27 protein-coding genes are annotated in these 23,677 nt (G+C 69.0%); 26 read left to right on the forward strand and 1 reads right to left on the reverse strand.

All coding sequences use genetic code 11. The annotated features are described in order from the left end of the window. Positions 1-75 precede the first annotated feature (75 nt). Genes ACPYIS_RS07130 through folK form a run of 3 tightly spaced genes read left to right on the forward strand, consistent with a single transcriptional unit; the run spans position 76 to position 2,697 of the window. Positions 76-750 carry an HAD family hydrolase gene (locus ACPYIS_RS07130; RefSeq protein WP_424895258.1) on the forward strand — a complete coding sequence of 225 codons (675 nt, stop codon included), beginning with the start codon at positions 76-78 and terminating at the stop codon, positions 748-750. Further along, the gene (gene pcnB, locus ACPYIS_RS07135; RefSeq protein WP_424894810.1) at positions 747-2,216 is read left to right on the forward strand and encodes a polynucleotide adenylyltransferase PcnB; all 1,470 of its coding nucleotides are present in this window, start codon (positions 747-749) and stop codon (positions 2,214-2,216) included. The genes ACPYIS_RS07130 and pcnB overlap by 4 nt, the downstream gene beginning before the upstream one ends. Then, positions 2,209-2,697: a 2-amino-4-hydroxy-6-hydroxymethyldihydropteridine diphosphokinase gene (folK, locus tag ACPYIS_RS07140; protein ID WP_424859704.1), complete on the forward strand. Its 489-nt coding sequence runs from the start codon at positions 2,209-2,211 to the stop codon at positions 2,695-2,697. Before pcnB ends, folK begins: the two co-directional genes overlap by 8 nt. Here folK and pdxH read toward each other — a convergent pair. Then, positions 2,694-3,332 carry a pyridoxamine 5'-phosphate oxidase gene (pdxH, locus tag ACPYIS_RS07145; protein WP_424894809.1) on the reverse strand — a complete coding sequence of 213 codons (639 nt, stop codon included), beginning with the start codon at positions 3,330-3,332 and terminating at the stop codon, positions 2,694-2,696. The genes folK and pdxH overlap by 4 nt on opposite strands. Positions 3,333-3,391: 59 nt before the next feature. On the opposite strand from pdxH, the gene ACPYIS_RS07150 reads away from it, so the two are divergent. The 23 genes from ACPYIS_RS07150 (at position 3,392) to ACPYIS_RS07260 (ending at position 23,671) form a co-directional block, all read left to right on the forward strand. Beyond that, a complete protein-coding gene (locus tag ACPYIS_RS07150; RefSeq protein ID WP_424894808.1) occupies positions 3,392-4,030 on the forward strand; it encodes a YceD family protein in 639 nt (212 codons plus the stop codon). Between the two features lie 82 nt (positions 4,031-4,112). Beyond that, a complete protein-coding gene (rpmF, locus tag ACPYIS_RS07155; protein WP_234266733.1) occupies positions 4,113-4,295 on the forward strand; it encodes a 50S ribosomal protein L32 in 183 nt (60 codons plus the stop codon). Between the two features lie 84 nt (positions 4,296-4,379). Beyond that, positions 4,380-5,432 carry a phosphate acyltransferase PlsX gene (gene plsX, locus ACPYIS_RS07160; protein ID WP_424894807.1) on the forward strand — a complete coding sequence of 351 codons (1,053 nt, stop codon included), beginning with the start codon at positions 4,380-4,382 and terminating at the stop codon, positions 5,430-5,432. A 40-nt stretch (positions 5,433-5,472) separates the two neighbouring features. Next, complete coding sequence (locus ACPYIS_RS07165) at positions 5,473-6,492, forward strand: beta-ketoacyl-ACP synthase III (RefSeq protein ID WP_424894806.1); 1,020 nt, start codon at positions 5,473-5,475, stop codon at positions 6,490-6,492. Positions 6,493-6,518: 26 nt separating this feature from the next. Beyond that, on the forward strand, positions 6,519-7,472 hold the full coding sequence (gene fabD, locus ACPYIS_RS07170; RefSeq protein WP_424859699.1) for an ACP S-malonyltransferase: 954 nt from the start codon (positions 6,519-6,521) through the stop codon (positions 7,470-7,472). A 40-nt stretch (positions 7,473-7,512) separates the two neighbouring features. Continuing rightward, positions 7,513-8,262, forward strand: coding sequence for a 3-oxoacyl-ACP reductase FabG (fabG, locus tag ACPYIS_RS07175; protein ID WP_424859698.1), 750 nt, complete (start codon positions 7,513-7,515; stop codon positions 8,260-8,262). Between the two features lie 85 nt (positions 8,263-8,347). Then, positions 8,348-8,587: an acyl carrier protein gene (gene acpP / locus ACPYIS_RS07180; protein WP_068606668.1), complete on the forward strand. Its 240-nt coding sequence runs from the start codon at positions 8,348-8,350 to the stop codon at positions 8,585-8,587. Between the two features lie 6 nt (positions 8,588-8,593). Beyond that, positions 8,594-9,838, forward strand: coding sequence for a beta-ketoacyl-ACP synthase II (gene fabF, locus ACPYIS_RS07185; RefSeq protein WP_424859697.1), 1,245 nt, complete (start codon positions 8,594-8,596; stop codon positions 9,836-9,838). Positions 9,839-9,841: 3 nt separating this feature from the next. Beyond that, a complete protein-coding gene (locus ACPYIS_RS07190; protein WP_424859696.1) occupies positions 9,842-10,351 on the forward strand; it encodes a hypothetical protein in 510 nt (169 codons plus the stop codon). Then, positions 10,348-10,983: an RNA polymerase sigma factor RpoE gene (gene rpoE / locus ACPYIS_RS07195; protein WP_424859695.1), complete on the forward strand. Its 636-nt coding sequence runs from the start codon at positions 10,348-10,350 to the stop codon at positions 10,981-10,983. The genes ACPYIS_RS07190 and rpoE overlap by 4 nt, the downstream gene beginning before the upstream one ends. Positions 10,984-11,020: 37 nt before the next feature. Then, a complete protein-coding gene (locus ACPYIS_RS07200; RefSeq protein WP_424859694.1) occupies positions 11,021-11,680 on the forward strand; it encodes a sigma-E factor negative regulatory protein in 660 nt (219 codons plus the stop codon). Positions 11,681-11,761: 81 nt separating this feature from the next. Further along, positions 11,762-12,718: a MucB/RseB C-terminal domain-containing protein gene (locus ACPYIS_RS07205; protein ID WP_424894805.1), complete on the forward strand. Its 957-nt coding sequence runs from the start codon at positions 11,762-11,764 to the stop codon at positions 12,716-12,718. Positions 12,719-12,756: 38 nt separating this feature from the next. Then, positions 12,757-14,280 carry a DegQ family serine endoprotease gene (locus tag ACPYIS_RS07210; RefSeq protein ID WP_424860135.1) on the forward strand — a complete coding sequence of 508 codons (1,524 nt, stop codon included), beginning with the start codon at positions 12,757-12,759 and terminating at the stop codon, positions 14,278-14,280. A 93-nt stretch (positions 14,281-14,373) separates the two neighbouring features. Continuing rightward, positions 14,374-16,188, forward strand: a complete 1,815-nt coding sequence (lepA, locus tag ACPYIS_RS07215) for a translation elongation factor 4 (protein ID WP_424859693.1) — start codon at positions 14,374-14,376, stop codon at positions 16,186-16,188. Beyond that, positions 16,185-17,165 (forward strand): signal peptidase I, encoded by a 981-nt coding sequence (gene lepB / locus ACPYIS_RS07220; protein WP_424859692.1) that lies wholly within the window; start codon positions 16,185-16,187, stop codon positions 17,163-17,165. The genes lepA and lepB overlap by 4 nt, the downstream gene beginning before the upstream one ends. Beyond that, complete coding sequence (locus ACPYIS_RS07225; protein WP_424894804.1) at positions 17,162-17,581, forward strand: DUF4845 domain-containing protein; 420 nt, start codon at positions 17,162-17,164, stop codon at positions 17,579-17,581. The genes lepB and ACPYIS_RS07225 overlap by 4 nt, the downstream gene beginning before the upstream one ends. A 15-nt stretch (positions 17,582-17,596) precedes the next feature. Then, on the forward strand, positions 17,597-18,289 hold the full coding sequence (gene rnc, locus ACPYIS_RS07230) for a ribonuclease III (protein WP_299019225.1): 693 nt from the start codon (positions 17,597-17,599) through the stop codon (positions 18,287-18,289). Between the two features lie 2 nt (positions 18,290-18,291). Next, complete coding sequence (gene era, locus ACPYIS_RS07235) at positions 18,292-19,227, forward strand: GTPase Era (protein ID WP_299019227.1); 936 nt, start codon at positions 18,292-18,294, stop codon at positions 19,225-19,227. A 1-nt stretch (position 19,228) separates the two neighbouring features. Next, complete coding sequence (gene recO, locus ACPYIS_RS07240; protein ID WP_299019193.1) at positions 19,229-20,023, forward strand: DNA repair protein RecO; 795 nt, start codon at positions 19,229-19,231, stop codon at positions 20,021-20,023. Beyond that, positions 20,020-20,811 carry a pyridoxine 5'-phosphate synthase gene (locus ACPYIS_RS07245; protein ID WP_299019195.1) on the forward strand — a complete coding sequence of 264 codons (792 nt, stop codon included), beginning with the start codon at positions 20,020-20,022 and terminating at the stop codon, positions 20,809-20,811. Before recO ends, ACPYIS_RS07245 begins: the two co-directional genes overlap by 4 nt. Then, on the forward strand, positions 20,808-21,203 hold the full coding sequence (gene acpS, locus ACPYIS_RS07250; protein WP_299019197.1) for a holo-ACP synthase: 396 nt from the start codon (positions 20,808-20,810) through the stop codon (positions 21,201-21,203). Before ACPYIS_RS07245 ends, acpS begins: the two co-directional genes overlap by 4 nt. Continuing rightward, positions 21,200-22,285: a beta-N-acetylhexosaminidase gene (nagZ, locus tag ACPYIS_RS07255; protein ID WP_424859690.1), complete on the forward strand. Its 1,086-nt coding sequence runs from the start codon at positions 21,200-21,202 to the stop codon at positions 22,283-22,285. The genes acpS and nagZ overlap by 4 nt, the downstream gene beginning before the upstream one ends. Positions 22,286-22,459: 174 nt before the next feature. Continuing rightward, positions 22,460-23,671, forward strand: coding sequence for a urate hydroxylase PuuD (locus ACPYIS_RS07260; protein WP_424859689.1), 1,212 nt, complete (start codon positions 22,460-22,462; stop codon positions 23,669-23,671). Positions 23,672-23,677: the final 6 nt, after the last annotated feature.

A 23,677-nucleotide genomic window follows, 5' to 3' on the forward strand; every position in this document is an offset into this window, starting at 1 on the left:
TCGATGTCGTCTGCTTCCTCCTCTGTTTCGCCTGTGGCAGCGCCGCCTGCTGCTTCCACCTTGCGCGATGGGCGCATCGCCGTTGCGCTGTTCGACCTCGACCACACGTTGCTGCCGCTCGACTCCGACTATGCGTGGGGTGAGTTCACCACGCGCATCGGCTGGACCGATCCGCAAGACTTCACGCGCCGCAACGATGCGTTCTTTGCCGACTACCAGGCGGGGCGGCTGGACGTGCATGCCTATGTGCGCTTTGCCACCGAGGCGGTGCGCCTGCGCGGGCCGCAGGCCGCGGCGCAGGCGCACGCGCGCTTCATGGCCGAGGTGATCGCGCCCGCCATCCGGCCCGAGGCGCGTGCCCTGGTTGCGGCCCACCGCGAGCGTGGCGAGCGCATCGCCATCGTCACCGCGACCAACGCCTTCGTCACGCGCCCAATCGCGCATGCGTTCGGGGTGGATGCACTCATCGCCGTGGAGCTGGCGCGTGGGCCCGACGGCTGGATCACCGGCGAGATCGACGGCGTGCCCTCGTTTCGCGAGGGCAAGGTCACGCGCGTGGCGCAGTGGCTGGCGCAGCAGGGCTTGGGCTGGGACGACGTGCACGTGACGTTTTATTCGGACTCCACCAACGACCTGCCCCTGCTGGAGCGTGCCGACGTCCCCGTGGCGACCAACCCCAGCGCGGGCTTGCGCGAGCTGGCGCGTGCGCGCGGCTGGCGCATCCTCGACCTCTTCGAACCCCACCCATGATCAAGACCCTGATCGACAAACTGCTCGACAAGACCGTGCGTCCGACGTTGCGCCGTTCGCGCTTTGGCAAGCGGCAGGACGTGCCGGCCACGGTGCATGGCATCGACCCGTCGCTGGTCGACGGGCGCGCCATCGACGTCGTGCGCACGCTCAAGCGGGCCGGCTACGAGGCCTACATCGTCGGCGGCGCGGTGCGCGACTTGCTGCTGGGCCTGCGACCCAAGGATTTCGACGTCGCCACCAACGCCACGCCAGAACAGGTCAAGGCGCTGTTTCGGCGCGCCTTCATCATCGGGCGGCGCTTTCGCATCGTGCACGTGGTGTTTGGCCGCGGCCGCGAGCACGAGGTGATCGAGGTCTCGACCTTTCGCGCCTATCTGGATGCCAACGCCGCCGAGGCCGTGGCGGGCGACGAGCGCAGCCACAAGCGAGAGCTGGCCGGCGTGTCGCACGCGGTCGATGCCAGTGGCCGCGTGCTGCGCGACAACGTTTGGGGCCCGATCGAGCAGGATGCGGCGCGGCGCGATTTCACCATCAATGCCATGTACTACGACCCGGAGACCGAAACCGTGGTCGATTTCCACCACGGCATTCGCGACGCGCGCAAGCGCGTGCTGCGCATGATCGGCGACCCCGCGACCCGCTACCGCGAGGATCCGGTGCGCATCGTGCGCGCGGTGCGCTTCGCAGCCAAGCTCAGCCACCTGGGTTTCAAGCTCGATGAGAAAACCCGCGCGCCCATGCTGCCGTGCTTGCCGCTGCTGGCGGACGTGCCGCCGAGCCGATTGTTCGACGAGATGCTCAAGCTGCTGCAGACGGGGCACGCGATCGCCAGCATCGAGGCGCTGCGGGCCAACGGGCTGGCGCGCGGCATCTATCCGCTGCTGGACGTGGTGGTGGCGCGCGGCGACGAACCCTTCGTGCGCGCGGCGCTGCTGGACACCGACCGGCGGGTGGCCGAAGGCAAGCCCGTCGCGCCGAGCTTTTTGCTGGCGTGCGTGCTGTGGCAGGACGTGCGTGCCGCGTGGCAGCGCCGCTTGGGCGAGGGCGTGCCGACGTTCCCGGCGCTGGCGGAAGCGGTGGACGAGGTGTTCGAGTCGCGCATCGGCGACGTCTCCGGGCGCGGCAAGCTGGGCGCCGACATGCGCGAGATCTGGATGATGCAGCCGCGCTTCGACAAGCGCACGGGGCAAAGCCCCTTCACGCTGGTGGAGCAGCCGCGGTTTCGGGCGGGTTTTGACTTTTTGCGCCTGCGCGCTCAGGTGGGCGAGGTGGAGGAGGAGTTGGCCCACTGGTGGGAAACCTTCAGCCTGGCGGGCGAGGCAGTGCGGCGCGACATGATCGAGGCCATCCGGCTGGAGCAACAGCGCAGCAAAACCCCGGGCAAGCGCCCGCGGCGCCGCCGCAAACCCGCCGCCGGGGGCGGTAGCGCGGCAGAGGCAGCGGGGCCTGTCCCCGATGCGTGAGGCGGTCACGGCCTACATCGGGGTCGGCGCCAACCTGGGCGAGCCGGAAGCGCAGGTGCGCACGGCGCTGCGCTGGCTCGACGAGCTGCCGCAGTCGCAGCGGGTAGCGGTCTCCAGCCTGTGGCGCACCGCGCCCTGGCAGGCCAGCGGCCCGGACTACTGCAATGCCGTCGCGGCCGTGTCGACGCGGTTGACGGCGCCGGACCTGCTGGCCGCACTGCAGGCGCTGGAAGCGCGCGCGGGTCGCGAGCGCCCATACCCCAATGCGCCGCGCACGCTCGACCTCGATCTGTTGCTCTACGGCCAGGCGCGTATCGCCTCGCCCGACTTGACCGTGCCGCACCCGCGCCTGTGGGCGCGCGCGTTCGTGCTGGTGCCGCTGGCGGAGGTGGCGCCCGCGTTGGTGCCCGTACACGCCCTACAGGCGGTGGCGGGGCAGGGCATCGAGCGCTGGGCCTCGGGTGGGGCCTCAGGCGACTAAGGGGCCAGCCGCTCGCGTACCCACCGCCCGTTGTCGAGCCGGTAGCGCAGCCGGTCGTGCAGGCGGCTCTTGCGGCCCTGCCAGAACTCCCAGGCGTCGGGCTTGAGCCGGTAGCCACCCCAGTGCGGCGGGCGTGGCGGGTTCAGTAGAAACTGCGCTGCGTACTTGGCCGCGTTGGCCACCAGCACCGCGCGGCTGTCGATGACTTGGCTTTGCGGACTGGCCCAGGCGCCGATGCGGTGGTCCAACGGGCGGCTGGCAAAGTAGGCGTCGCTTTCTTCGGGGGAGACCTTTTCCACCACGCCCTCGATACGTACCACGCGCTCGAGCTCCACCCAGTGAAACTGCAGCGCGGCATAGGGGTTGCCGGCCAGTTCGCGCCCCTTGCGGCTGTCATAGTTGGTGTACCAGACGATGCCGCGCTCGTCGCAGCCTTTGATGAGCACGACGCGCGTGCTGGGGCGCAGGTCGCTGCCCACGGTGGCCAGTGTCATCGCGTTGGGCTCGGGCAGCTCGGCGCGGATGGCTTCGTTTAGCCACTGGTCGAACTGCTGCAGTGGGTCGGCGTGCGAGGCGTCCTCGCTCAGCTCGGCTTTTTCGTAACTCTTGCGCAAGTCGGCGATGTTCATGCTCATGCCCATCAGTATGGCACGCGACCTTTGCGCCGCGCCACGGTCGGGGGATAATCGCGTCCATGTCCCCGCCCCCTTCCGACACCGCTGACACCCGCCACGAATGGATCGACGTCGAGGCCTTGGCGCGCCGCGCCGAGCCGCTTGCGGGGCGTTTTGCACTGTCCCGGCTGCCGCGCCTGCTGCTCGACGCGCCCGGGCTGCGGGACAGGGATCCCGCAGCGATCGACTGGCACGTCCGCGCCGAGTGGCGCGATCCGCCGCCCGCGGTGACGGCGGCCGTGCGGGCATTGGCGGGCGGCCGGCGCGCGGCCGTGCCGCGTCAGCTCTGGCTGCACCTGCGCTTGGCAGGCGCGGTGCCACTGGTGTGTCAGCGTTGCCTGGAGCCGTACTGGCAGCCGCTCGCGGTGGATCGCTGGTTTCGCTTCGTGGCCGACGAGGCGACCGCCGAGGCCGAAGACGAGTCGTGCGAGGAAGACCTGCTGGTACTGGCGGGGACGCGCTACCCGTTGCGCGAGTTGGTGGAGGACGAGCTGCTGCTGGCAGCGCCGTTGGTGCCCATGCACGACGCCTGCCCGCACCCGATTGCCCTGACCAGCGGGGAGGTGCTGACGCCTGCCGTCGCAGACGGGGACGAATCGGCCGAGGCGCGACGCCGTCCCTTCGAGGTGCTAGCCGCCCTCAAAGCGCGTCGGCCCTGAGGGCGCGTTGCCCCGATGACGGGCGGCCGGCTATAATACGGGGTTTTCCTAGACTATCCTTGTCTTTTTCCAGGAGCCGATCATGGCCGTTCAGCAGAACAAGAAGTCGCCGTCCAAGCGCGGCATGCACCGCTCGCACAACGCGCTGTCGGTGCCTGGGATCGCCGTTGAGCCCACCACGGGCGAGACGCACCTGCGCCACCACATCAGCCCCAACGGCTTTTATCGCGGCCGTCAGGTGCTCAAGAACAAGTCCGAGGCTTGATTTCCGCGACGGTTCCCGTCACGCGGGTGTCGGTCGCGCGCCGAGGTGGGCGCAGCGGGCCGCCCGCGCGCGCATGAAGCCACCGTGATCCGGATTGCCGTCGACTGCATGGGGGGCGACCACGGCCCCTCGGTGACCCTGCCGGCTTGCGCCGCGTTTCTTGCCAGCCATCCCGAGGCGTGCTTGCTCTTGGTGGGTCGGCCCGACGCGCTGTCGTCGCTGCCTGCCGGGCTCGACGCTGCCCGTTGCAGCGTGGTGCACGCCTCCGAGGTCGTGGCGATGGACGATCCGGTCGAGGTGGCCCTGCGCCGCAAGAAGGACTCGTCCATGCGCGTGGCGATCGCGCAGGTCAAGGACGGGGCGGCCGATGCGGCTGTGTCTGCTGGCAACACGGGGGCGCTGATGGCGATTGCGCGCTACGTGCTCAAAACGCTCGACGGCATCGACCGACCCGCCATCGCGACCCAAATGCCCAACGCGGCCGGTGGGGCGACCACCGTGCTGGACCTGGGGGCCAATGTCGATTGCACCGCCGAGCACCTGTTGCAGTTCGCGGTCATGGGCTCGGCGCTCGTGGCCGCCAGCGGTCGCGAGAACCCGACCGTGGGGCTGCTCAATATCGGCGAAGAGGTCATCAAGGGCAACGACGTCATCAAGCGCGCGGGGCAGTTGCTGCGCGAGGCCGCCGCGCGCGGTGACCTGAACTTCCACGGCAACGTCGAAGGCAACGACATTTTCAAAGGCACGGTCGACATCGTCGTCTGCGACGGCTTCGTCGGCAACGTCGCGCTCAAGGCCAGCGAGGGGCTGGCCAGCATGATCAGCACCTTTTTGCGCGAGGAGTTTGCGCGCAGCGCGTATGCGCGGCTGGCGGCGCTGGTGGCGTGGCCGGTGCTGATGCGCTTCAAGCGCCGGGTCGATCATCGGCGCTACAACGGCGCGGCGCTACTGGGCTTGCGCGGCCTGGTGTTCAAGAGCCACGGCTCGGCCGACGCGTTTGCGTTCGAGCAGGCGCTGCGGCGTGCGTATGATGCGGCCGAGGCCCGATTGCTGGATCGTGTGCAGCGTCGCATCGCCCACGCGGCCCCGTTGATGGCGACGGCCGCGCACGGGGTCGAGGCCGGCCCGTTTACTTGAGCAGGTCGTCCATGGTCTGTTGCCAACCACCGGAGCACCGATGAGTCTGTACGCCCGCATCACTGGCACGGGCAGCCATTTGCCCCAGCGGCGCCTGACCAACCAGGACATGGCCGAGTGGCTCGCCCAGCGCGGGCTGCAGACGAGCGACGAGTGGATCGTCGAGCGCACGGGCATTCGCGCGCGCCACTTCGCCGCCGACGGTGAGATGGCGAGCGACTTGGCGCTGGCTGCCAGCCTGCGCGCCTTGCAGGCCGCGGGGCGCGAACCGCACGAGGTCGATCTGATCGTGCTGGCCACGTCCACTCCGGACATGGTGTTTCCGTCCACGGCCTCCATCCTGCAGCGCAAGCTGCACGAGGCCGCCAGCGCCGAGGGCGGGCGCGGGCCGATCGGTGCGCCCGCGTTCGACGTGCAGGCGGTGTGCACCGGTTTCATCTACGCGCTGACGGTGGCTGATGCGCTCATCCGTACCGGCACGGCACGCTGCGCGTTGGTGGTGGGGGCCGAGGTGTTTTCGCGTATCCTCGACTTCGATGACCGCACGACCTGCGTGCTGTTTGGCGACGGCGCTGGCGCCGTGGTGCTGGAGGCCACCGAGCACGACGGCAGCGGCCCGGGCGTGCTGGCCACCGACATCCACGCGGATGGTCGGCACACGGGCATCTTGTGCGTGCCCGGCGGGGTGGCCGGCGGGCAGGTGCTGGGTGAGCCGCTGCTGCGCATGGATGGGCAGGCGGTCTTCAAGCTGGCGGTGCATGTGCTGGAGGAGACGGCCCGCACCACGCTGGCCAAGGCGGGCAAGACCGAGGCCGACGTGGACTGGCTCATCCCGCATCAGGCCAACATCCGCATCATGCAAAGCACGGCGCGCAAGCTGCGGCTGCCCATCGAGCGCGTGGTGGTCACCGTCGATCAGCATGGCAACACGTCGGCGGCATCCATCCCGCTGGCGCTGGACCACGCGGTGCGCGCCGGCCGTATCCAGCCTGGCCAGCTGCTGCTGCTCGAAGGGGTCGGGGGCGGCTTTACCTGGGGATCGGCCCTGGTGCGGGCATGAGGCGACGAACGACTCTAGGAGACACGATGACCGCATTTGCTTTCGTTTTTCCGGGGCAGGGCTCGCAATCGGTGGGCATGCTCGACGCCTGGGGTGATCACCCGGAGGTGCGCGCCACGTTGCAGGAAGCCAGCGACGCGCTGGGCGAGGACTTGGGCGCCCTGATCCATGAAGGCCCGAAGGAAGCCCTGGCGCTGACCACCAACACCCAGCCGGTGATGCTGGTGGCCGGGGTCGCCGCATGGCGGGTGTGGAAGGCCGAGGGCGGCGCCGACCCGATCGCGCTGGCCGGCCATTCGCTGGGTGAATACAGCGCGTTGGTGGCGGCCGGTGCCCTGACGCTGGCCGAAGCGGCGCCGCTGGTGCGCTTTCGCGCCCAGGCGATGCAGCAGGCCGTCCCCGTGGGTGCGGGGGCCATGGCCGCCATTCTGGGACTGGATGCCGATGCCGTGCGCACGGGCTGCGCGCAGGCACAAGCCGCCTTTGCCCCGGACAGCGGCGAGGTGGTGGAGGCCGTCAATTTCAACGATCCGGCGCAAACCGTCATCGCTGGCTCCAAGGCCGCGGTGGACAAAGCGTGCGAGGTGCTCAAAGGCATGGGGGCCAAACGGGCGCTGCCACTGCCGGTGTCGGCGCCGTTTCACTCCAGCCTGATGCGGCCGGCCGCCGAGGCGTTGCGCGAGCGTTTGGCCAGCGTTCCCCTGCGGCCGCCTGCCATTCCCGTGGTCAACAACATCGACGTGGCGGTCGAGACCGAGCCCGATCGCATCCGCGACGCCTTGGTGCGCCAGGCCGCTGGCCCCGTGCGCTGGGTGGAGTGCGTGCAGGCGCTGCGCGCACGTGGCGCACAGGCGATCGTCGAGTGCGGGCCGGGCAAAGTGCTCATGGGGTTGACCAAACGCATCGCGCCCGACGTGGCCGCCGCCGCTCTGTACGATCCCGCCAGTTTGACCGACGTCAAGGCGATGCTGGCGCGTTGACGCCAGTATCCCTTCCCGATATCCACAGGAGGAGCACCGCATGACCGAACCCATCTGGGAGGGGCAAATCGCCCTCGTCACCGGCGCCACACGCGGCATCGGCGCGGCCATCGCGCGCGAGCTGGCCAGCCGCGGCGTGCGCGTCATCGGCACCGCCACCACCGACGATGGCGCGCAACGCATCACGCAGGCGCTGGCCACGTATCCCGGGTGCCGCGGCGTGCGGCTGGACGTCACGGACGGCCCCGCAGCCGAAGGCTTGGTCGACGCGCTCGTCAAGGAGCACGGGGCGCTGCACATCCTGGTCAACAATGCCGGCATCACGCGCGACATGCTGGCCATGCGCCTGAAGGACGAGGACTGGGACGCCGTGCTCGACACCAACCTCAAGGCGGTCTTTCGCCTCTGCCGCGCCGCGATCCGCCCGATGATGAAGCAGCGCTACGGCCGCATCGTCAACATCACGAGTGTGGTGGGGGCGGCGGGCAACCCCGGGCAAGCCAACTACGCGGCGGCCAAGGCCGGCGTGGCGGGCATGACGCGCGCGCTGGCGCGCGAGCTGGGCAGCCGGCGCATCACCGTCAACTGCGTCGCGCCCGGCTTCATCGAAACCGACATGACCGCCAGCCTGCCGCCGGAGCAGCAGCAAGCGCTGCTGGCGCAGATCCCCCTGGGCCACCTAGGCAAGCCGGCCGACGTGGCGCACGCGGTGGCCTTTTTGGCCAGCCCGCAGGCGGGCTACATCACGGGACAGGAAGTGCACGTCAACGGCGGCATGTTCATGGCCTGATACCGGCCAGGCGCGCTGCCCTGGCCTATGCCGCGCCGGGGCCGCTACAATGCCGGGGCTTTTCAACCACCCGACGAGGGAATCCATGAGCGACATCGAAGCACGCGTCAAGAAGATCATCGCCGAGCAGCTCGGCGTCGAAGAGAGCCAGGTGACACCGGAGAAGGCGTTCGTCGCCGACCTGGGCGCCGACTCCCTCGACACCGTCGAGCTGGTGATGGCTCTCGAAGACGAGTTCGGCATCGAGATCCCCGACGAGGACGCCGAAAAGATCACCACCGTCCAGCAGGCGATCGACTACGCCAAGGCGCACCAGAAAGCCTGATCGCCCATGAGCCGCCGCCGTGTCGTCGTGACCGGCCTCGGCTGCATCAGCCCCGTGGGCAACACGGTCGATGCCGCCTGGGCCAATCTGCTCGCGGGGCGATCGGGCATCGATCGCATCACCAAGTTCGATGCCAGCGCCTTTGCCTGCCAGATCGCCGGTGAAGTCAAGGACTTCGATCTCGAGTCCTACCTCCCGCCCAAAGAGGCGCGGACGATGGACACCTTCATCCATTACGGTATCGCTGCGGCGGCGCAGGCCGTGGCGGACGCAGGATTGCCGGTGGGGGAGGCGCTGTCCGAAGACGAGGCGTGCCGCATCGGCTGCGTGATCGGCTCGGGCATCGGCGGCCTGCCCCTGATCGAGGCGACACACACCGAGCTCACGAATCGAGGGCCGCGTCGCATCTCGCCGTTTTTCGTGCCCGCGTCCATCATCAACATGGTCTCGGGCCACGTCTCCATGCGCTACGGCTTCAAAGGGCCCAACTTGGCGGTGGTGACGGCGTGCACCACCGGCCTGCACTGCATTGGCGAAGCGGGGCGCATGATCGAATACGGCGACGCCGACGTGGTCATCGCCGGTGGCACCGAGGCGACGGTCTCACCGCTGGGTATTGGCGGCTTTGCTGCCATGCGCGCGCTGTCGACCCGCAACGACGATCCGCAGGCCGCTTCACGCCCGTTCGACAAGGGGCGCGACGGCTTCGTGCTGGGCGAGGGGGCCGGGGTGATGGTGCTCGAATCCTACGAGCACGCCAAGGCACGCGGCGCGCGCATCTATGCCGAGCTCGCAGGCTATGGCATGAGCGCGGATGCCGGGCACATGACGGCGCCCAACATGGACGGCCCGCGCCGCGCCATGCTGGGCGCGTTGCGCAATGCGGGTCTGAATCCGCACCAAGTGGACTACCTCAACGCGCACGGTACCTCCACCCCGCTGGGCGACGTCAACGAAACCAACGCCATCAAGGCGGCGCTCGGCGATCACGCACGCCGCGTCGTGGTCAGCTCGACCAAATCCATGACCGGTCACCTGCTGGGCGGCGCGGGCGGGCTGGAGAGCGTCTTCACCGTGTTGGCCCTCTATCACCAGAAGATTCCGCCCACCATCAACCTGGTCGACCCCGACCCCGAGTGTGACCTAGACTACTGCGCCAACACCGCACGCGATGCGCGCATCGACGTGGCGCTGAAGAACAACTTCGGTTTTGGCGGCACCAACGGTACGCTGGTGTTCAAGCGCGTCTGACGCATGGACGACGGCGACACCGTCGAGGTGCGCGTGCCCGTGCGCTCGCGCGGGCCAGAAGCGTGGATGAGCGGCGTCGGCGGGTCGCTGGCCGGGCTGGCCCTGGCGCTGTGGGCGGTGCAGCGCCCGGATTTGCCCGGCCCTTGGTGGCTGATGCTGGTTGGGACAGGGCTGTCGGCGATCTGGACGTCGTGGGTTTGGCGGCGTCCGCTGCAGGGGACATTGCTGTATCGCGCGCCGCCGGATGCGGGCCTCGGGGTGACGGGTGGGTGGTTTTGGATCAGCCCGGCGCGGCCGCACGGGGTGGCGCTGACGGCGCCGCGCGTGGCCATCGACACGCCGTACGCCGTGCTGATCGACGCGCGGACGCCCGATGGTTTGCGTCTGTGGCTGTGGTGTCGGCAGCGCGAGGCCTCCACCCCGGCCGACTGGCTGGCGCTGCGACGGGCGCTGGCTGCCGGCGCTGGCGAGGGGCGATCGGGTATATTCGGGCCCGCCACGCCCGCGCCATGAAAGATGATCCGCCCCGCTCCCCTGATGCCGACGCCGCGCTTGTCCAGCGCGCGGTCGAGGGCGACCCGCGCGCGTTCGAGTTGCTGGTCATCAAATACCAGCGTCGCGTCGAGCGCCTGATCGCGCGCCTGGTGCGCGACAGCGACCTGGTGCAGGACCTGGCGCAGGAGACGTTCATCCGCGCCTACCGGGCGCTGGGCCAGTTTCGTGGCGACGCCAAGTTCTACACCTGGCTCTACCGCATCGCCGTCAACACCGCCAAGAAAGCGCTGCAGGAGCGCAAGCGCGACCCGGTGGTGACCATGAGCAGCCTGCACAACGGGGACGAGGGCGATGAAACTTCCAGCCTGGAACAGGAACTAAACGCCCAGGTGGCCGACACCGAGACGCCCGAGGCGGTACTGGCGAGCAAGGAGATCGCCCAGGCCGTGCAGTCGGCGGTCGAGGCGCTGCCGACCGAGCTGGCCCAGGCGATCACCTTGCGCGAGATCGACGGCTTGAGTTACGAGGAGATCGCGCAAGCGCTCGACTGTCCGATCGGAACGGTGCGTTCGCGCATCTTTCGCGCCCGAGAGGCGATTTCGGCGCGTATCAAGCCGATGCTGGAGCGGCAAAGCGGCAAACGTTGGTGACATGTCAGTGTGGCGTCACCCCACTGGATGAATGACCATGAAGCCTGAAGTCTCTGCGAACGAGTGCCGTACGGACGACGCCAGCGCCACCCGTGGCGAGTGGCTGTCCGCGCTGTTCGATGGTGAATGCACGATGCCGCAGGTCGAGGCTCTGTTGACCCGAGGCGACGCGGCGGCTGACCGCGCCACGTGGGATGCGTACCGTTGCATCGGCCAGGCGTTGCGGGCACAGGCCGCGGCGCACGGCGGGGCGGACCCGGCGTTCGTGCGTGCGGTGATGGCGCGCGTAGCGCACGAGACCGGCGAGACCTTTGTGGCGGCCTCGTCGGTATCTGAGGCGGCCACGCCGGGGGCTGTGTCCGCGCGGATGCCGGCCGCCAACGACGCGGTGTTTCGCTGGAAGGTGGTGGCAGGCGTAACCGCGGTGGCCGCCATCGTCGCGGTCGTGTGGGGTTCGGGGGCGCTGTCCGGTGCGCCCTCGGGTGGGGCGCAGTGGGCAGGGAGTACGCACAACAGTGCCCCGGTGCCCATCGTGGTGTCCGCGCCGGTGGTGCCCGCCAGCGCCAGCAGCGGCGTGGTCCGCGATCCCCAGATCGAGGAATGGATGGCCGCGCACCGCCAGTGGGGGGGCGCTTCGGCGCTGCAGACCAGCGCGGGTTTTCTGCGCGCGGCCAGCTATGACGTGCCGGCGCGCTGACACCCTGGCCCCCAAGCGATGATGCACGAGTCGATCGCCCTCGACCCTCTCCGCCGGCGCTGGGCGCGGCGCGTCGGGACCGTGCTCCTGGGTTTGGTCGTGTGGACGGCGGCTGCACCATCGATGGGGCGCGACGCGGCAGAGCCGCCGCGCGACATTCAAGGATGGATCGCCCGTCTGCACGAGGCCACGCGCAACCGTGCTTACAGTGGCACTTATGTGGTCACGCGCGGCAGCGAGATCGCCAGCGCCCGCATCGCCCACGTCTGCGATGGGCGCCAGCAAATCGAGCGTATCGAGGCGCTCAGCGGCCCCGCGCGGGTGACGTGGCGCCGCGACGACGAGGTGATGACGCTGATGCCGGAGCGCCAATGGGCCGTGCGCGACCGCCGCGAGCTGCTGCGCCTGTTTCCGGGGCCGCTGAAGGTGCCGGGTATCGATGTGGCCGATTTTTATCGCGCCGAGCTGCGCGGCAGCGAGCGCCTGGCCGGCTTCGACGCGTGGGTGGTGGAGTTTTTGCCCAGGGACGCCCTGCGCTATGGCTACCGCATCTGGTCCGAGAAGCGCACGGGGCTTGCGCTCAAGCTCCAAACCCTCGATGGTGGCGCGCAGGTGTTGGAGCAGGTGGCGTTCACCGAACTGCAGATCGACGCGCCCCTGCGGCTGGACGTGTTGGCGCGCCAGATGGAGGACACGCGCGGCTACCACATCGAGCGGCCGACGTTGCGCAAAACCACGCTCGAAGCCGAGGGCTGGCGCCTGGGGGCGGAGGTGCCAGGCTTTCGGCCGGTGACGTGCTGGCAGCGGGTCGAGGAGTCGAATCGACCGAGGTCCCCGCTGCAGTGCGTGTTCTCGGATGGTTTGGCGTCGGTGTCGTTGTTTTTCCCCGCGGGCGATGGCACGTCTGTCAACCAGGTGCGGGCGGGGGCAACGCACATGCTTTCGCGGCGCGTGGCGGGTCAGCTCGTCGTTGCCCTCGGTGAAGTGCCTCCGCAGACCCTGGAGCGATTTCTGGCTACGCTGGAGCGTAGTCGGTGAGTGTGTTTCGACAAGACCAAGGATAGGACATCATGGACATGCGTGAACCTTCTGCCGCGGCGGCCGCGTCGCCGCGTCGCCGCTCGGCCGTTTGGGCCGCCGTCTCGCTGCTGGCGGCGGTGGCCTTGGTGTGGGGCGCCAGCCAGCACGGCGTGGGCGCGCAGACCGCGCCCCGCAGCGCCGCGGCAGCCAGTGCATCGGCAACGCCGGGCGACGCGCCGCGCTTGACTGGTCTGCCCGACTTCACCGTGCTGGTGGACGAGGTGGGCCCATCGGTCGTCAATATTCGCACCATCGAGCGCGTGCAGCGCGAGCCCGATGCCGGCGGGCCCGACGAAGACATGCGCGAGTTCTTCCGTCGCTTTGGCATCCCGCTGCCGCCGGGCGCGTTTCCGCGCTCGCCCCAGCGTCCTGGGCCTGGCGGCCCCCAGGAGCGCCAGCGCGGCGTGGGCTCGGGCTTCGTCTATGGCGCAGACGGCTACATCATGACCAACGCCCACGTGGTCGACGGGGCTGACGAGGTGATCGTGACGCTGCCGGACAAGCGCGAATTCAAGGCGCGCGTCGTGGGGGCCGACAAACGCACCGATGTGGCCTTGGTCAAGATCGACGCCACCGGTCTCAAGCCGGTGCGCATCGGCGACGTCGAGCGGCTGCGCGTGGGCGAATGGGTCATGGCCATCGGCTCGCCGTTCGGGCTGGACAATACGGTCACCGCGGGCATCGTCAGCGCCAAGCAGCGCGAGACGGGCGACTTTTTGCCGTTCATCCAGACCGACGTGGCCATCAACCCCGGCAACTCCGGCGGGCCACTCATCAACATGCGCGGCGAGGTGGTGGGTATCAACAGCCAGATCTACTCTCGCTCGGGCGGCTTCATGGGGATCAGCTTCGCCATCCCGATCGACGAGGCGGTGCGCGTGGCCGAGCAGCTCAAGGCCACGGGCAAGGTCACGCGCGGGCGCATCGGCGTGGCGATCGAGCCGGTGGACAAAGAGGTGGCGGAGGCGCTGGGCCTGCCGCGTGCCGGTGGCGCGCTCGTGCGCGGGGTGGAGGACGGCTCGCCCGCAGCCAAGGCGGGGATCGAGCCGGGCGACATCATCCTGCGCTTCGATGGTCGGCCCATTGAAAAATCGGCCGATTTACCGCGCATCGTCGGCAACACCAAGCCGGGCACGCGCGCCACGGTCGAGCTCTGGCGGCGTGGCGCCACCAAGACCGTCACCGTGACCGTGGGCACGTTCGAAGAAGAAACCGCCGCCGCGCCCGCCGACAAGCCGCAGGCCGCCAAGGCTGGGCCGCTCGGGCTGACGGTGCGCGAGCTGACCGCTGCCGAGCGGCGCGAGCTCAAGCTCAGCGGTGGCGTGCGCGTCGACGAGGTGGCGGGCCCGTCCGCAGCCGCCGGTGTGCGCCCGGGCGATGTGATCGTGGGTGTGGGCAATCAGGAGGTCTCGGGCGTGCGCGAGTTCGAGCGCGCCGTCGCCGACTGGCCCAAGGGGCGGCCCCTGGGCCTGCTGATCCGGCGTGGCGATTGGGCCCAATGGGTGCTGGTGCGTCCCTGACGGGTGGCGGCGTGCGCGTGCCGCACCGCCTACAATCGGGGGTTTGATTTGATCGGGCGCGCTGCTGGTGGAGCGCGCCCTTTTTCTGTCGCCATGAAGCACATCCGCAACTTTTCCATCATCGCGCACATCGACCACGGCAAGAGCACGCTGGCCGACCGGCTGATCGCGCGCTGCGGGGGCTTGAGCGAGCGCGAGATGACCGAGCAGGTGCTCGACTCCATGGAGCTCGAGAAAGAGCGCGGCATCACCATCAAGGCCCAGACCGCCGCGCTGCAATACACCGCGCGCGACGGGCAGGTGTACAACCTCAACCTCATCGACACGCCCGGCCACGTGGACTTTTCCTACGAGGTGAGCCGATCCCTGTCGGCCTGCGAGGGGGCGCTGCTGGTGGTGGACGCGAGCCAGGGGGTGGAAGCGCAGACGGTGGCCAACTGCTACACCGCGCTCGACCTGGGTGTGGAAGTGCTGCCGGTGCTCAACAAGATGGACTTGCCGCAGGCCGACCCCGACCGTGCCAAGCAAGAAATCGAGGACGTGATCGGCATCGACGCCTCGGAGGCGATCCCCTGCTCGGCCAAAACCGGCATGGGCATCGACGATATCCTGGAGGCGGTGGTGGCCAAGATCCCGCCGCCGCGCGGCAACCCCGATGGTCCGCTGCGTGCGATGATCATCGACTCGTGGTTCGATAACTATGTGGGCGTGGTGATGCTGGTGCGCGTGGTGGACGGGTGCCTCAACCGTGGCGACCGCATCCGCCTGATGGCCACGGGCGCGCAGTACCAGTGCGAAAAGCTCGGCGTGTTCACGCCCGCCAACCAGCCGCGCGACCGCTTGCAGGCCGGCGAGGTGGGTTATGTGATCGCGGGCATCAAGGAGCTCAAGTCGGCCAAGGTGGGCGACACCATCACCTCATTCAAGGCCGCCAGCGGCGCCAACCTGACGGCCGCCACCGAGCCGCTGCCAGGTTTCAAGGAAGTGCAGCCCCAGGTGTTCGCGGGCCTGTACCCCACCGAGGCGAGCGAGTACGACCAACTGCGTGACGCGCTGGAGAAGCTTCAGCTCAACGACGCCTCGCTGCACTTCGAGCCCGAGGTGTCGCAGGCGCTGGGCTTTGGCTTTCGCTGCGGCTTTTTGGGCCTGCTGCACATGGAGATCGTGCAGGAGCGCCTTGAGCGCGAGTTCGACCAGGACCTCATCACCACGGCGCCGAGCGTCGTGTACCAGGTGGTCAAAGGCGACGGCGAGGTGCTGATGGTGGAAAACCCCTCGCGCATGCCGGAGCCGAGCAAGATCCAGGAGATCCGCGAGCCCATCGTCACCGTGCACATCTACCTGCCGCAGGACTATGTGGGCCCGGTCATGACGTTGTGCAATGGCAAGCGGGGGGTACAGCTCAACATGGCCTACCACGGCAAGCAGGTGATGCTGACCTATGACCTGCCGCTGGCCGAGATCGTGCTGGACTTCTTCGACAAGCTCAAGTCGGTCAGCCGCGGCTATGCGTCGATGGACTACGAGTTCAAGGAATACCGCCCGTCCGACGTGGTCAAGGTGGACATCTTGCTCAACGGCGAGAAGGTCGACGCGCTGTCGATGATCGTGCACCGCAGCCAGGCGCAGTCGCGCGCGCGGGCGGTGGTGTCCAAGATGCGCGAGATCATCAGCCGTCAGCAGTTCGACGTGGCCATCCAGGCCGCCATCGGGGCGCAAATCATTGCGCGCGAGACGGTCAAGGCGCTGCGCAAGAACGTGCTGGCCAAGTGCTACGGTGGCGACATCACGCGCAAGCGCAAGCTGCTGGAAAAACAAAAGGCGGGCAAGAAGCGCATGAAGCAGATCGGCACGGTCGAAGTCCCGCAGGAGGCGTTCCTGGCCATCCTGCAGGTGGAGGAATCATGAACGACCAGACCATGGGCACGCTGACCGGGGTCGTGCTGGGTGCTTTCGTCGGCTATGGGGTGGCGTGGTACCTCGGGGCCATCGACGGCAATTTTTCGCTGCTGCTGCTGCTGGCAGTCGTGGTGACGGGCGTGTATTGGGCGGCCGAGCGCTGGGTCTTTTTGCCCCGGCGACGCGCGGCGGCTGAGCGCGCCGTGGCCGACGCCCAGCGCCGCCAGCAGGAGCTGGCGCGCCAGGGCATCGCCGCCGAGCCGACCGACCTGCAGGCACTGCACCAAAAGCTGATGGCGCAGCCCTGGTGGCTGGACTGGACCGCGGGGCTGTTCCCGGTGATCCTGGCGGTGTTCCTGCTGCGCTCGTTTCTGTACGAGCCGTTCAAAATCCCGTCCGGCTCGATGATTCCTACGCTGCACATCGGCGACTTGATCCTGGTCGACAAGTACCACTACGGCGTGCGCTTGCCGGTGGTGCACACCAAGGTCATCGACAACCACGAACCGCAACGTGGCGATGTCATCGTTTTTCGCTACCCGCCGCAGCCGAGCCTGGACTACATCAAGCGCGTCGTCGGCCTGCCCGGCGACGAGGTGGCGTACCTGAACAAGCAGCTCTTCATCAATGGGCAGGCGGTGCCGCGCCAGCCCACCGACGATTTTTACGACGCCGAGGCGATGCGCTACCGCAAGCAGTTCATCGAGGAGATCGGTGGGCGGCGGGTGCGCACCCTGATCGACGACGAGCGACCGGCGTTCATCCCCGCGGTGGTCGATTTTCCGGGCCGCGAAGCGTGTCGATACACGGTCGAAGGTGTGACCTGCCGTGTGCCGGCGGGGCACTACTTCGTGATGGGCGACAACCGCGACAACTCGCTCGATTCGCGCTACTGGGGTTTCGTGCCCGAGCGCAACATCGTCGGCAAGGCAGTGCTCGTGTGGATGAACTTCCGCGACCTGAGCCGCATCGGCCGTTTCGAATGACGCCTGAGCGTGGTTTGCCGCTATCATGGCCCCAGGCCGCCATGGCGGCGGCCCACGACGATCCGGGGGTGGTGCAGATGCGACAACGTGGCGTGACCGTGTTCGGGATGTTCTTCGTCGGCGTGGTCGTCGCCGTGTGTCTGGTGCTGGCGGCCAAGATCGTGCCCGCGGTGACCGAATACCTGGCAATCCAGAAAGCCGTCAACCGGGCCGCCCAGAGTAGCAGCACGGTGGGTGAAATCCGCAGCGCCTTCGAGCGCGCCCGCACCGCCGACTACTTCGAAGCCGTCACGGGCAAGGATCTCGAGATCAGCAAGGACGGCGAACGCATCGTGGTCGAGTTCGCCTACGACAAGGAAATCCACCTGGCGGGCCCGGCGTATCTGCTGCTCAAGTTCCGCGGCCGTAATCAGTGATCCATGGCTGATCCCCTGTCCCCTGGGCTGGAGGCCCTGCAGAGGCGCCTCGGTCACCGTTTTCGCGACCCGGGTTTGCTGCTGCGCTCGCTGACGCACCGCAGCTATGGCGCCGATCATTACGAGCGACTGGAGTTTCTCGGCGATGCGGTGCTCGGCTTGGCCGTCTCGACGCTGCTGGTCGAGCGGCTGCCGCAGCAGCCCGAGGGCGAGCTCTCGCGCCTGCGCGCCAGCCTGGTGCGCCAGGATGCACTGCATCGCATTGCGCTCGACCTGGGGCTGCCGCCGTTGCTGCGCCTGGGCGAGGGTGAGCAGCGCTCGGGCGGACGCGAGCGCGCATCCATCCTGGCCGACGCCGTCGAGGCCTTGCTGGGCGCGCTGTATCTGGATGCGGGATACGAGGTGGCGCAGGCCGTGGCGCGTCGTTGGTACGAGGGGCTCGAACTGCGCCCGGGGCAGGGCAAGGATGCCAAGACCGCGCTGCAGGAGTGGCTGCAGGCGCGCCGCCGCCCCCTGCCGACATATGAGGTGGTGGCCATCCACGGCGAAGCGCATGCCCAAACCTTCGAGGTCGCGTGTCGGGTCGAGGGGGCTGGGCCCACGGTCGGGCGGGGGCCATCGCGTCGCGCCGCCGAGCAAGCCGCTGCCGCGCATATGCTCGAACTCCTGCAAACGGGCGGCACGAGCCGCCGCGCCCCTACGCCATGACCATGCTGCCTGCCGAGTCGTCTGCTGCGCCTTCCCCGTCTGCGCCCGCGCCGTCGTCGGCGCAGCGTTGTGGTTTCATCGCCATCGTGGGCAAGCCCAATGTCGGCAAGTCGACCTTGCTCAATGCCCTGGTGGGCCAAAAAATCAGCATCACCTCGCGCAAGGCGCAAACCACCCGGCACCGCATCACGGGCATTCGCACCGAGGGCGCGACCCAATTCCTGTTCGTGGATACCCCCGGCTTTCAAACCCGGCATGCCAGCGCCCTCAACCGCGCGCTCAACAAGGCCGTGCTGGGTGCGGTGACCGACGTCGATCTGGTACTGTTCGTGGTGGAGGCGGGCCGCTTCGACCTGGCCGACGCCAAGGTGCTGGCCCTGCTGCCGCCCGGGGTGCCGGTGATCCTGGTGGCCAACAAGCTCGACCGCGTGCACCGCCGCGTCGAGATCGCGCCCTGGCTGCGCAGCATGCAGGAGCGCCACCCGTTTGCCGAGTTCTTTCCGATGTCGGCCAAGCAGCGTCGCGACGTGCAGCGCCTGCTGGCGCTGTGCGAGCGCTACCTGCCCGAGCAGCCCTGGCTGTACGAGGCTGACGACCTGACCGACCGCAGCGAGCGCTTTTTGGCCGGCGAGCTGGTGCGCGAGAAGCTGTTTCGCCTCACGGGCGATGAGCTGCCCTACACCTCCACCGTGGTCGTCGATCGCTTCGAGCAAGAAGGCGAGCTGCGCCGCATCGCTGCCACCATCATCGTCGAGCGCGAAAGCCACAAGGGCATGGTGATTGGCGAGGGTGGCGAGCGGCTCAAGCGCATCGGCACCGAAGCGCGGCAGGAGCTGGAGCGCCAGTGGGGCGGCAAGGTGTACCTGGAACTCTGGGTCAAGGTGCGCTCCGGCTGGTCGGACGACGAAGCGCGGGTGCGCGCCTACGGCTACGAGTGACGTGGGATCGCGGCCGCGCGCGCGGGTGCACGACGAGCCCGCCTTCGTCCTGCATCGGCACGACTGGAGCGAGTCCAGCCTGATCCTGGAGCTGCTCAGCCGCCACCATGGGCGCGTGGCCCTGGTGGCCAAGGGGGTCAAACGCCCCACGTCGCAGTTTCGGGCCGTGCTGCTGCCGCTGCAGCCGCTGCGCGTGGATTGGTCCGGCGACGCCGAGGTGCGCACCCTCAAGGCTGCTCATTACGCTGGCGGACACGTCATGCCCGCGGGTGACGCGCTGTTGGCGGGCTACTACCTGAACGAGCTGCTGCTGCGCCTGATGGTACGCGACGACCCGCACCCGGTGCTGTTCGACCACTACGCGCGCGCGGTGTGCGCGCTCGCCCTGGGCGATGACGCCGCGGTGGTGTTGCGCGCGTTCGAGTTGTTGCTGCTGCGCACCTTGGGGTGGCTGCCCGATTTGGCGCGCGACGGCCTGCGGCTGCTGCCGCTGGAGCCGGCGCAGCCGTGCCGGCTCTCGCCGCACGCCGGCTTGCAGCCCGCCGCTGGTGAGTCGGCCGACACCTTGCCCGCCGCCGCGTGGACCGCTTTGCAGGCCGCGCTGGACGGCCCTGACCCGTGGGCAGCGCTGTGCACGCAGGCGCCGCTGCTGGCCACTGCCGCGCTGCGCACGGGGCTCGCCGGCCTGCTGCACTACCATAGCGGGGTCGCGTCGTTTCGTACCCGTGAGCTGATGCGGGCCGTGCGCCGCATCGCCCCCCGTCCGTTGCCGCCCACGAGCGAGCCCACACCATGAGTCCAGGTCTGCCATCCGCGCCCGTACGCACCGCGCTGTCCGTCAACGTCAACAAGGTCGCCCTGTTGCGCAACAGCCGGCATTTGGGCATTCCCAGCGTCACGCGGGCCGCCACGCTGTGCCTGCAGGCCGGGGCCGACGGCATCACCATCCACCCCCGACCGGACGAGCGCCACATCCGCTGGCACGATGTGTTCGATCTGGGGCACCTGATGCAGGCCTGGCCGCAGCGCGAGTTCAACATCGAGGGCAACCCGTTCCACAACCTGCTCGACGTGGCGCGCGAGCTGGTGCAGCAAGGCCTGCCGTTGCATCAACTGACCTTCGTGCCCGACGCGATGGACCAGTTCACCAGCGACCATGGCTGGCGTTTTCCGGACGACGCCGAGCGCCTGCGTCCGGTCATCGAGCAGGCGCACGCGCTGGGCGCTCGCGTCAGTCTTTTCATGGACCCTGTGCCCGAGCAAATGGCCGCGGCGCGGGCGGTGGGGGCGGACCGCGTCGAGCTCTACACCGAACCCTACGCCGCTGCTTGGCCTGACCCGGCGGCGCGCGCGGTGCAGCTGCAGCGCTACCGCGCCGCGGCCGAGGCGGCGCACGTCGTCGGGCTCGCCGTCAACGCTGGCCACGACCTCAACCGCGACAACTTGACTGACTTTTTGCGCGCCGTCCCGGGTGTGGCAGAGGTCTCCATCGGCCACGCCTTGATCGCCGACGCGCTCGAGCTCGGCTACACGGCCACGGTCCAGGTGTACCAGCGCTGCATCGACGCGGCGCACGCGCCATGATCGTCGGCATTGGCACCGACCTGTGCGATGTGCGCCGCATCGCCGCGGCCTTGGAGCGCCATGGCGAGCGCTTTGCGCGCCGGGTGCTGGCCGACGGCGAGCTGGCCACCTGGCACGAGCGGCGCCAGCGCTGGCCCGAGCGCGGTGTGCGTTTCGTGGCCACGCGTTTTTCGGCCAAGGAGGCGTTCGCCAAAGCCGTTGGCCTGGGCCTGCGCGCCCCCATGACCTGGCGCGACTGCGAGGTCATCCACCTGCCCGGCGGGCGTCCCGCCTTCCGGCTGCACGGACCGCTGCAGCAGTGGTTCGAGGCGCGGCGCTGGCGCGCGCACCTGAGCCTGACCGACGAATCCGACCATGCCGCCAGCTTTGTGGTGGTGGAGCAAGACCCATGACCCTGCATGCCCCCTTGATCATCGACATCGCCGGTACCCGGCTGACCGAGGCCGACCGTGCCCGGCTGAGCCACCCGCTGGTCGGTGGCGTGATTCTGTTTGCCCGCAACTGGCGCGACCGCACCCAACTGCAGGCCCTGTGCCGCCAAATCAAGCGTGTGCGCAAGGATCTGCTCATCTGCGTTGACCACGAGGGCGGGCGCGTGCAGCGCTTTCGCAGTGACGGCTTTACCCACCTGCCGCCGATGCGCGAGTTCGGCCGCTTGTGGCGCGAGGCGCCCGAGGCGCGCGCAGGGGAAGCCGCGCTGATCGCGTGCAATGCCGCCACGGCGGCGGGCTACGTGTTGGCAGCCGAGCTGCGCGCCTGTGGCGTGGACCTGAGCTTTGCCCCGGTGCTGGACCTGGACCATGGCCGCAGCGACGTGATCGGTGACCGCGCGTTCGACGCCGATGCGCGCGTGGTGACGCTGCTCGCGCAAGCGCTGATGCACGGCATGCGGTTGGCGGGCATGGCCCACTGCGGCAAACATTTTCCGGGCCACGGCTGGGCCGAGGCCGATTCGCACGTCGAGCTGCCCATCGACGACCGGCCGCTGGAAGCGATCCTGGACGACGACGCCGCGCCGTACGGGTGGCTCAGCGCATCGCTGGCCGCCGTGATGCCGGCGCACGTGGTCTATCCGCGGGTGGACGATGGCCCCGCCGGTTTTTCGCGTCGCTGGCTGCGCGACATCCTGCGCGAGCGGCTGGGCTTTACCGGCGCCATCTTCAGCGACGATCTGTCCATGGCCGCTGCCCGCCAATTGCGGGGGCAGTCGCTGACGTACACCGAAGCCGCACTGGCGGCGCTGGAGGCTGGCTGCGACCTGGTGCTGCTGTGCAACCAGAGCACGCAAGCGGGCGGCGTGGCGATCGACGACCTGATCGAAGGCCTCAGCCGCGCGGTATACGAGGAGCGCTGGCTGCCCGACGAGACGGCCGAGGTGCGCCGCCGCGCGTTGCTGCCCAACGGGCCGGCGCTCGATTGGGATGCGCTCATGGCCGATGCGCGTTACCAGCACGCGCTGGAGTGTTTGCCCTGAGCCCCCTCGCGGTGGCTGGCCAGCCGGTACACTAATACGGTTGGTCGCAGCGGCGCAGCGGCCACGCTTCGGATCCGCCGGGGCGTGACGCCGCAGGTCGCGGCCTGGGGCCCCCACAGCGCCCGCGGTGGTGGGGGTCGCACCACGTGCGCCACCGGGCGCATGGAGCGTGCCGTGGATGCCTATCTTCTGGACTGGGCCAACCTGTTGTTGCGTTGGTTGCATGTGGTGGCGGCCATCGCCTGGATCGGGTCGTCGTTTTACTTCGTGTTTCTGGACAGCAGCCTGACGCCGCCCGCGGACGAGCGCCTGCGGCGAGATGGCGCGACCGGTGAGCTGTGGGCGGTGCACGGGGGAGGGTTTTATCACCCCGTCAAGTACGCCGTCGCGCCGCCCCGCCTGCCCGAGCGGTTGCACTGGTTTTACTGGGAGAGCTACACCACCTGGCTCAGCGGTTTTGCGTTGCTGGCGGTGTCGTACCTGTGGCAGGCCGACATCTATCTGGTGGACGCGCGGGTGTACGCGTGGCCCGCGGCGTGGATGGCGGGCGCGGCGGCGATCGCGTTCCTGGTCGTGTTTTGGTTGCTGTACGACGCCATCTGCCGCTGGTGGGGTCAGACGCCTGGTGGCGACCGTAAAGTCGGGCTGGCGGTGGCGCTGCTGGTGGTGCTGGCCACGTGGCTGGCGTGCCAGTGGTTTGCGGGGCGTGCGGCGTTTTTGATCATTGGCGCGATGCTGGCCACCGCGATGAGCGCCAATGTGCTGTTTTGGATCATCCCCGGCCAGCGCAAGGTGGTGGCGGCGCTGCAGGCGGGGCAGACCCCGGATCCGCGCCATGGCCAGCGCGGCAAACAGCGCAGCGTGCACAACACCTACTTCACGCTGCCCGTGGTGCTGGCGATGCTGAGCAACCACTACGGCTTTCTGACCGGGCACGAGGCCAACTGGCTCGCCCTGCTGGGCTTGATGGCGGGGGGTGCGGCCATCCGGCAGTTTTTCGTGGCCCGACATGGGTACCGGCTTGGCCGCTGCGCGCACCCCTGGCCGTACGCAGCGGTGGGGGTGGCGCTGGTCGGGGCCGTCATCGTCGGGATACGCCCGGCGGCGCCGCAGGCGGGCGCGGCAGGCGACACGCCCGTCCCCCACGTAGAGCCGGCCCAGGTGTTGGCCGTGGTGCAGCAGCGCTGTGTGCCGTGTCACGGCGAGGCGCTGGCCTCCAAGGGCGTGCGGCTCGACAGCGCGCCGGCCCTGGCGCAGCACGCGCCAGCGGTGTATCAGCAGGTCGTGGTTACGCGGCAGATGCCGATCAATAACGCCACGGGTTTGACCGAGGCGGAGCGGGCGTTGATCGCCGCCTGGTGGCGCGCGGGGGCACCGGTTCCCTGACCAGGC

This window comes from Tepidimonas sp. HKU78 (assembly GCF_049860815.1).
Taxonomy (GTDB): Bacteria; Pseudomonadota; Gammaproteobacteria; order Burkholderiales; family Burkholderiaceae_C; genus Tepidimonas.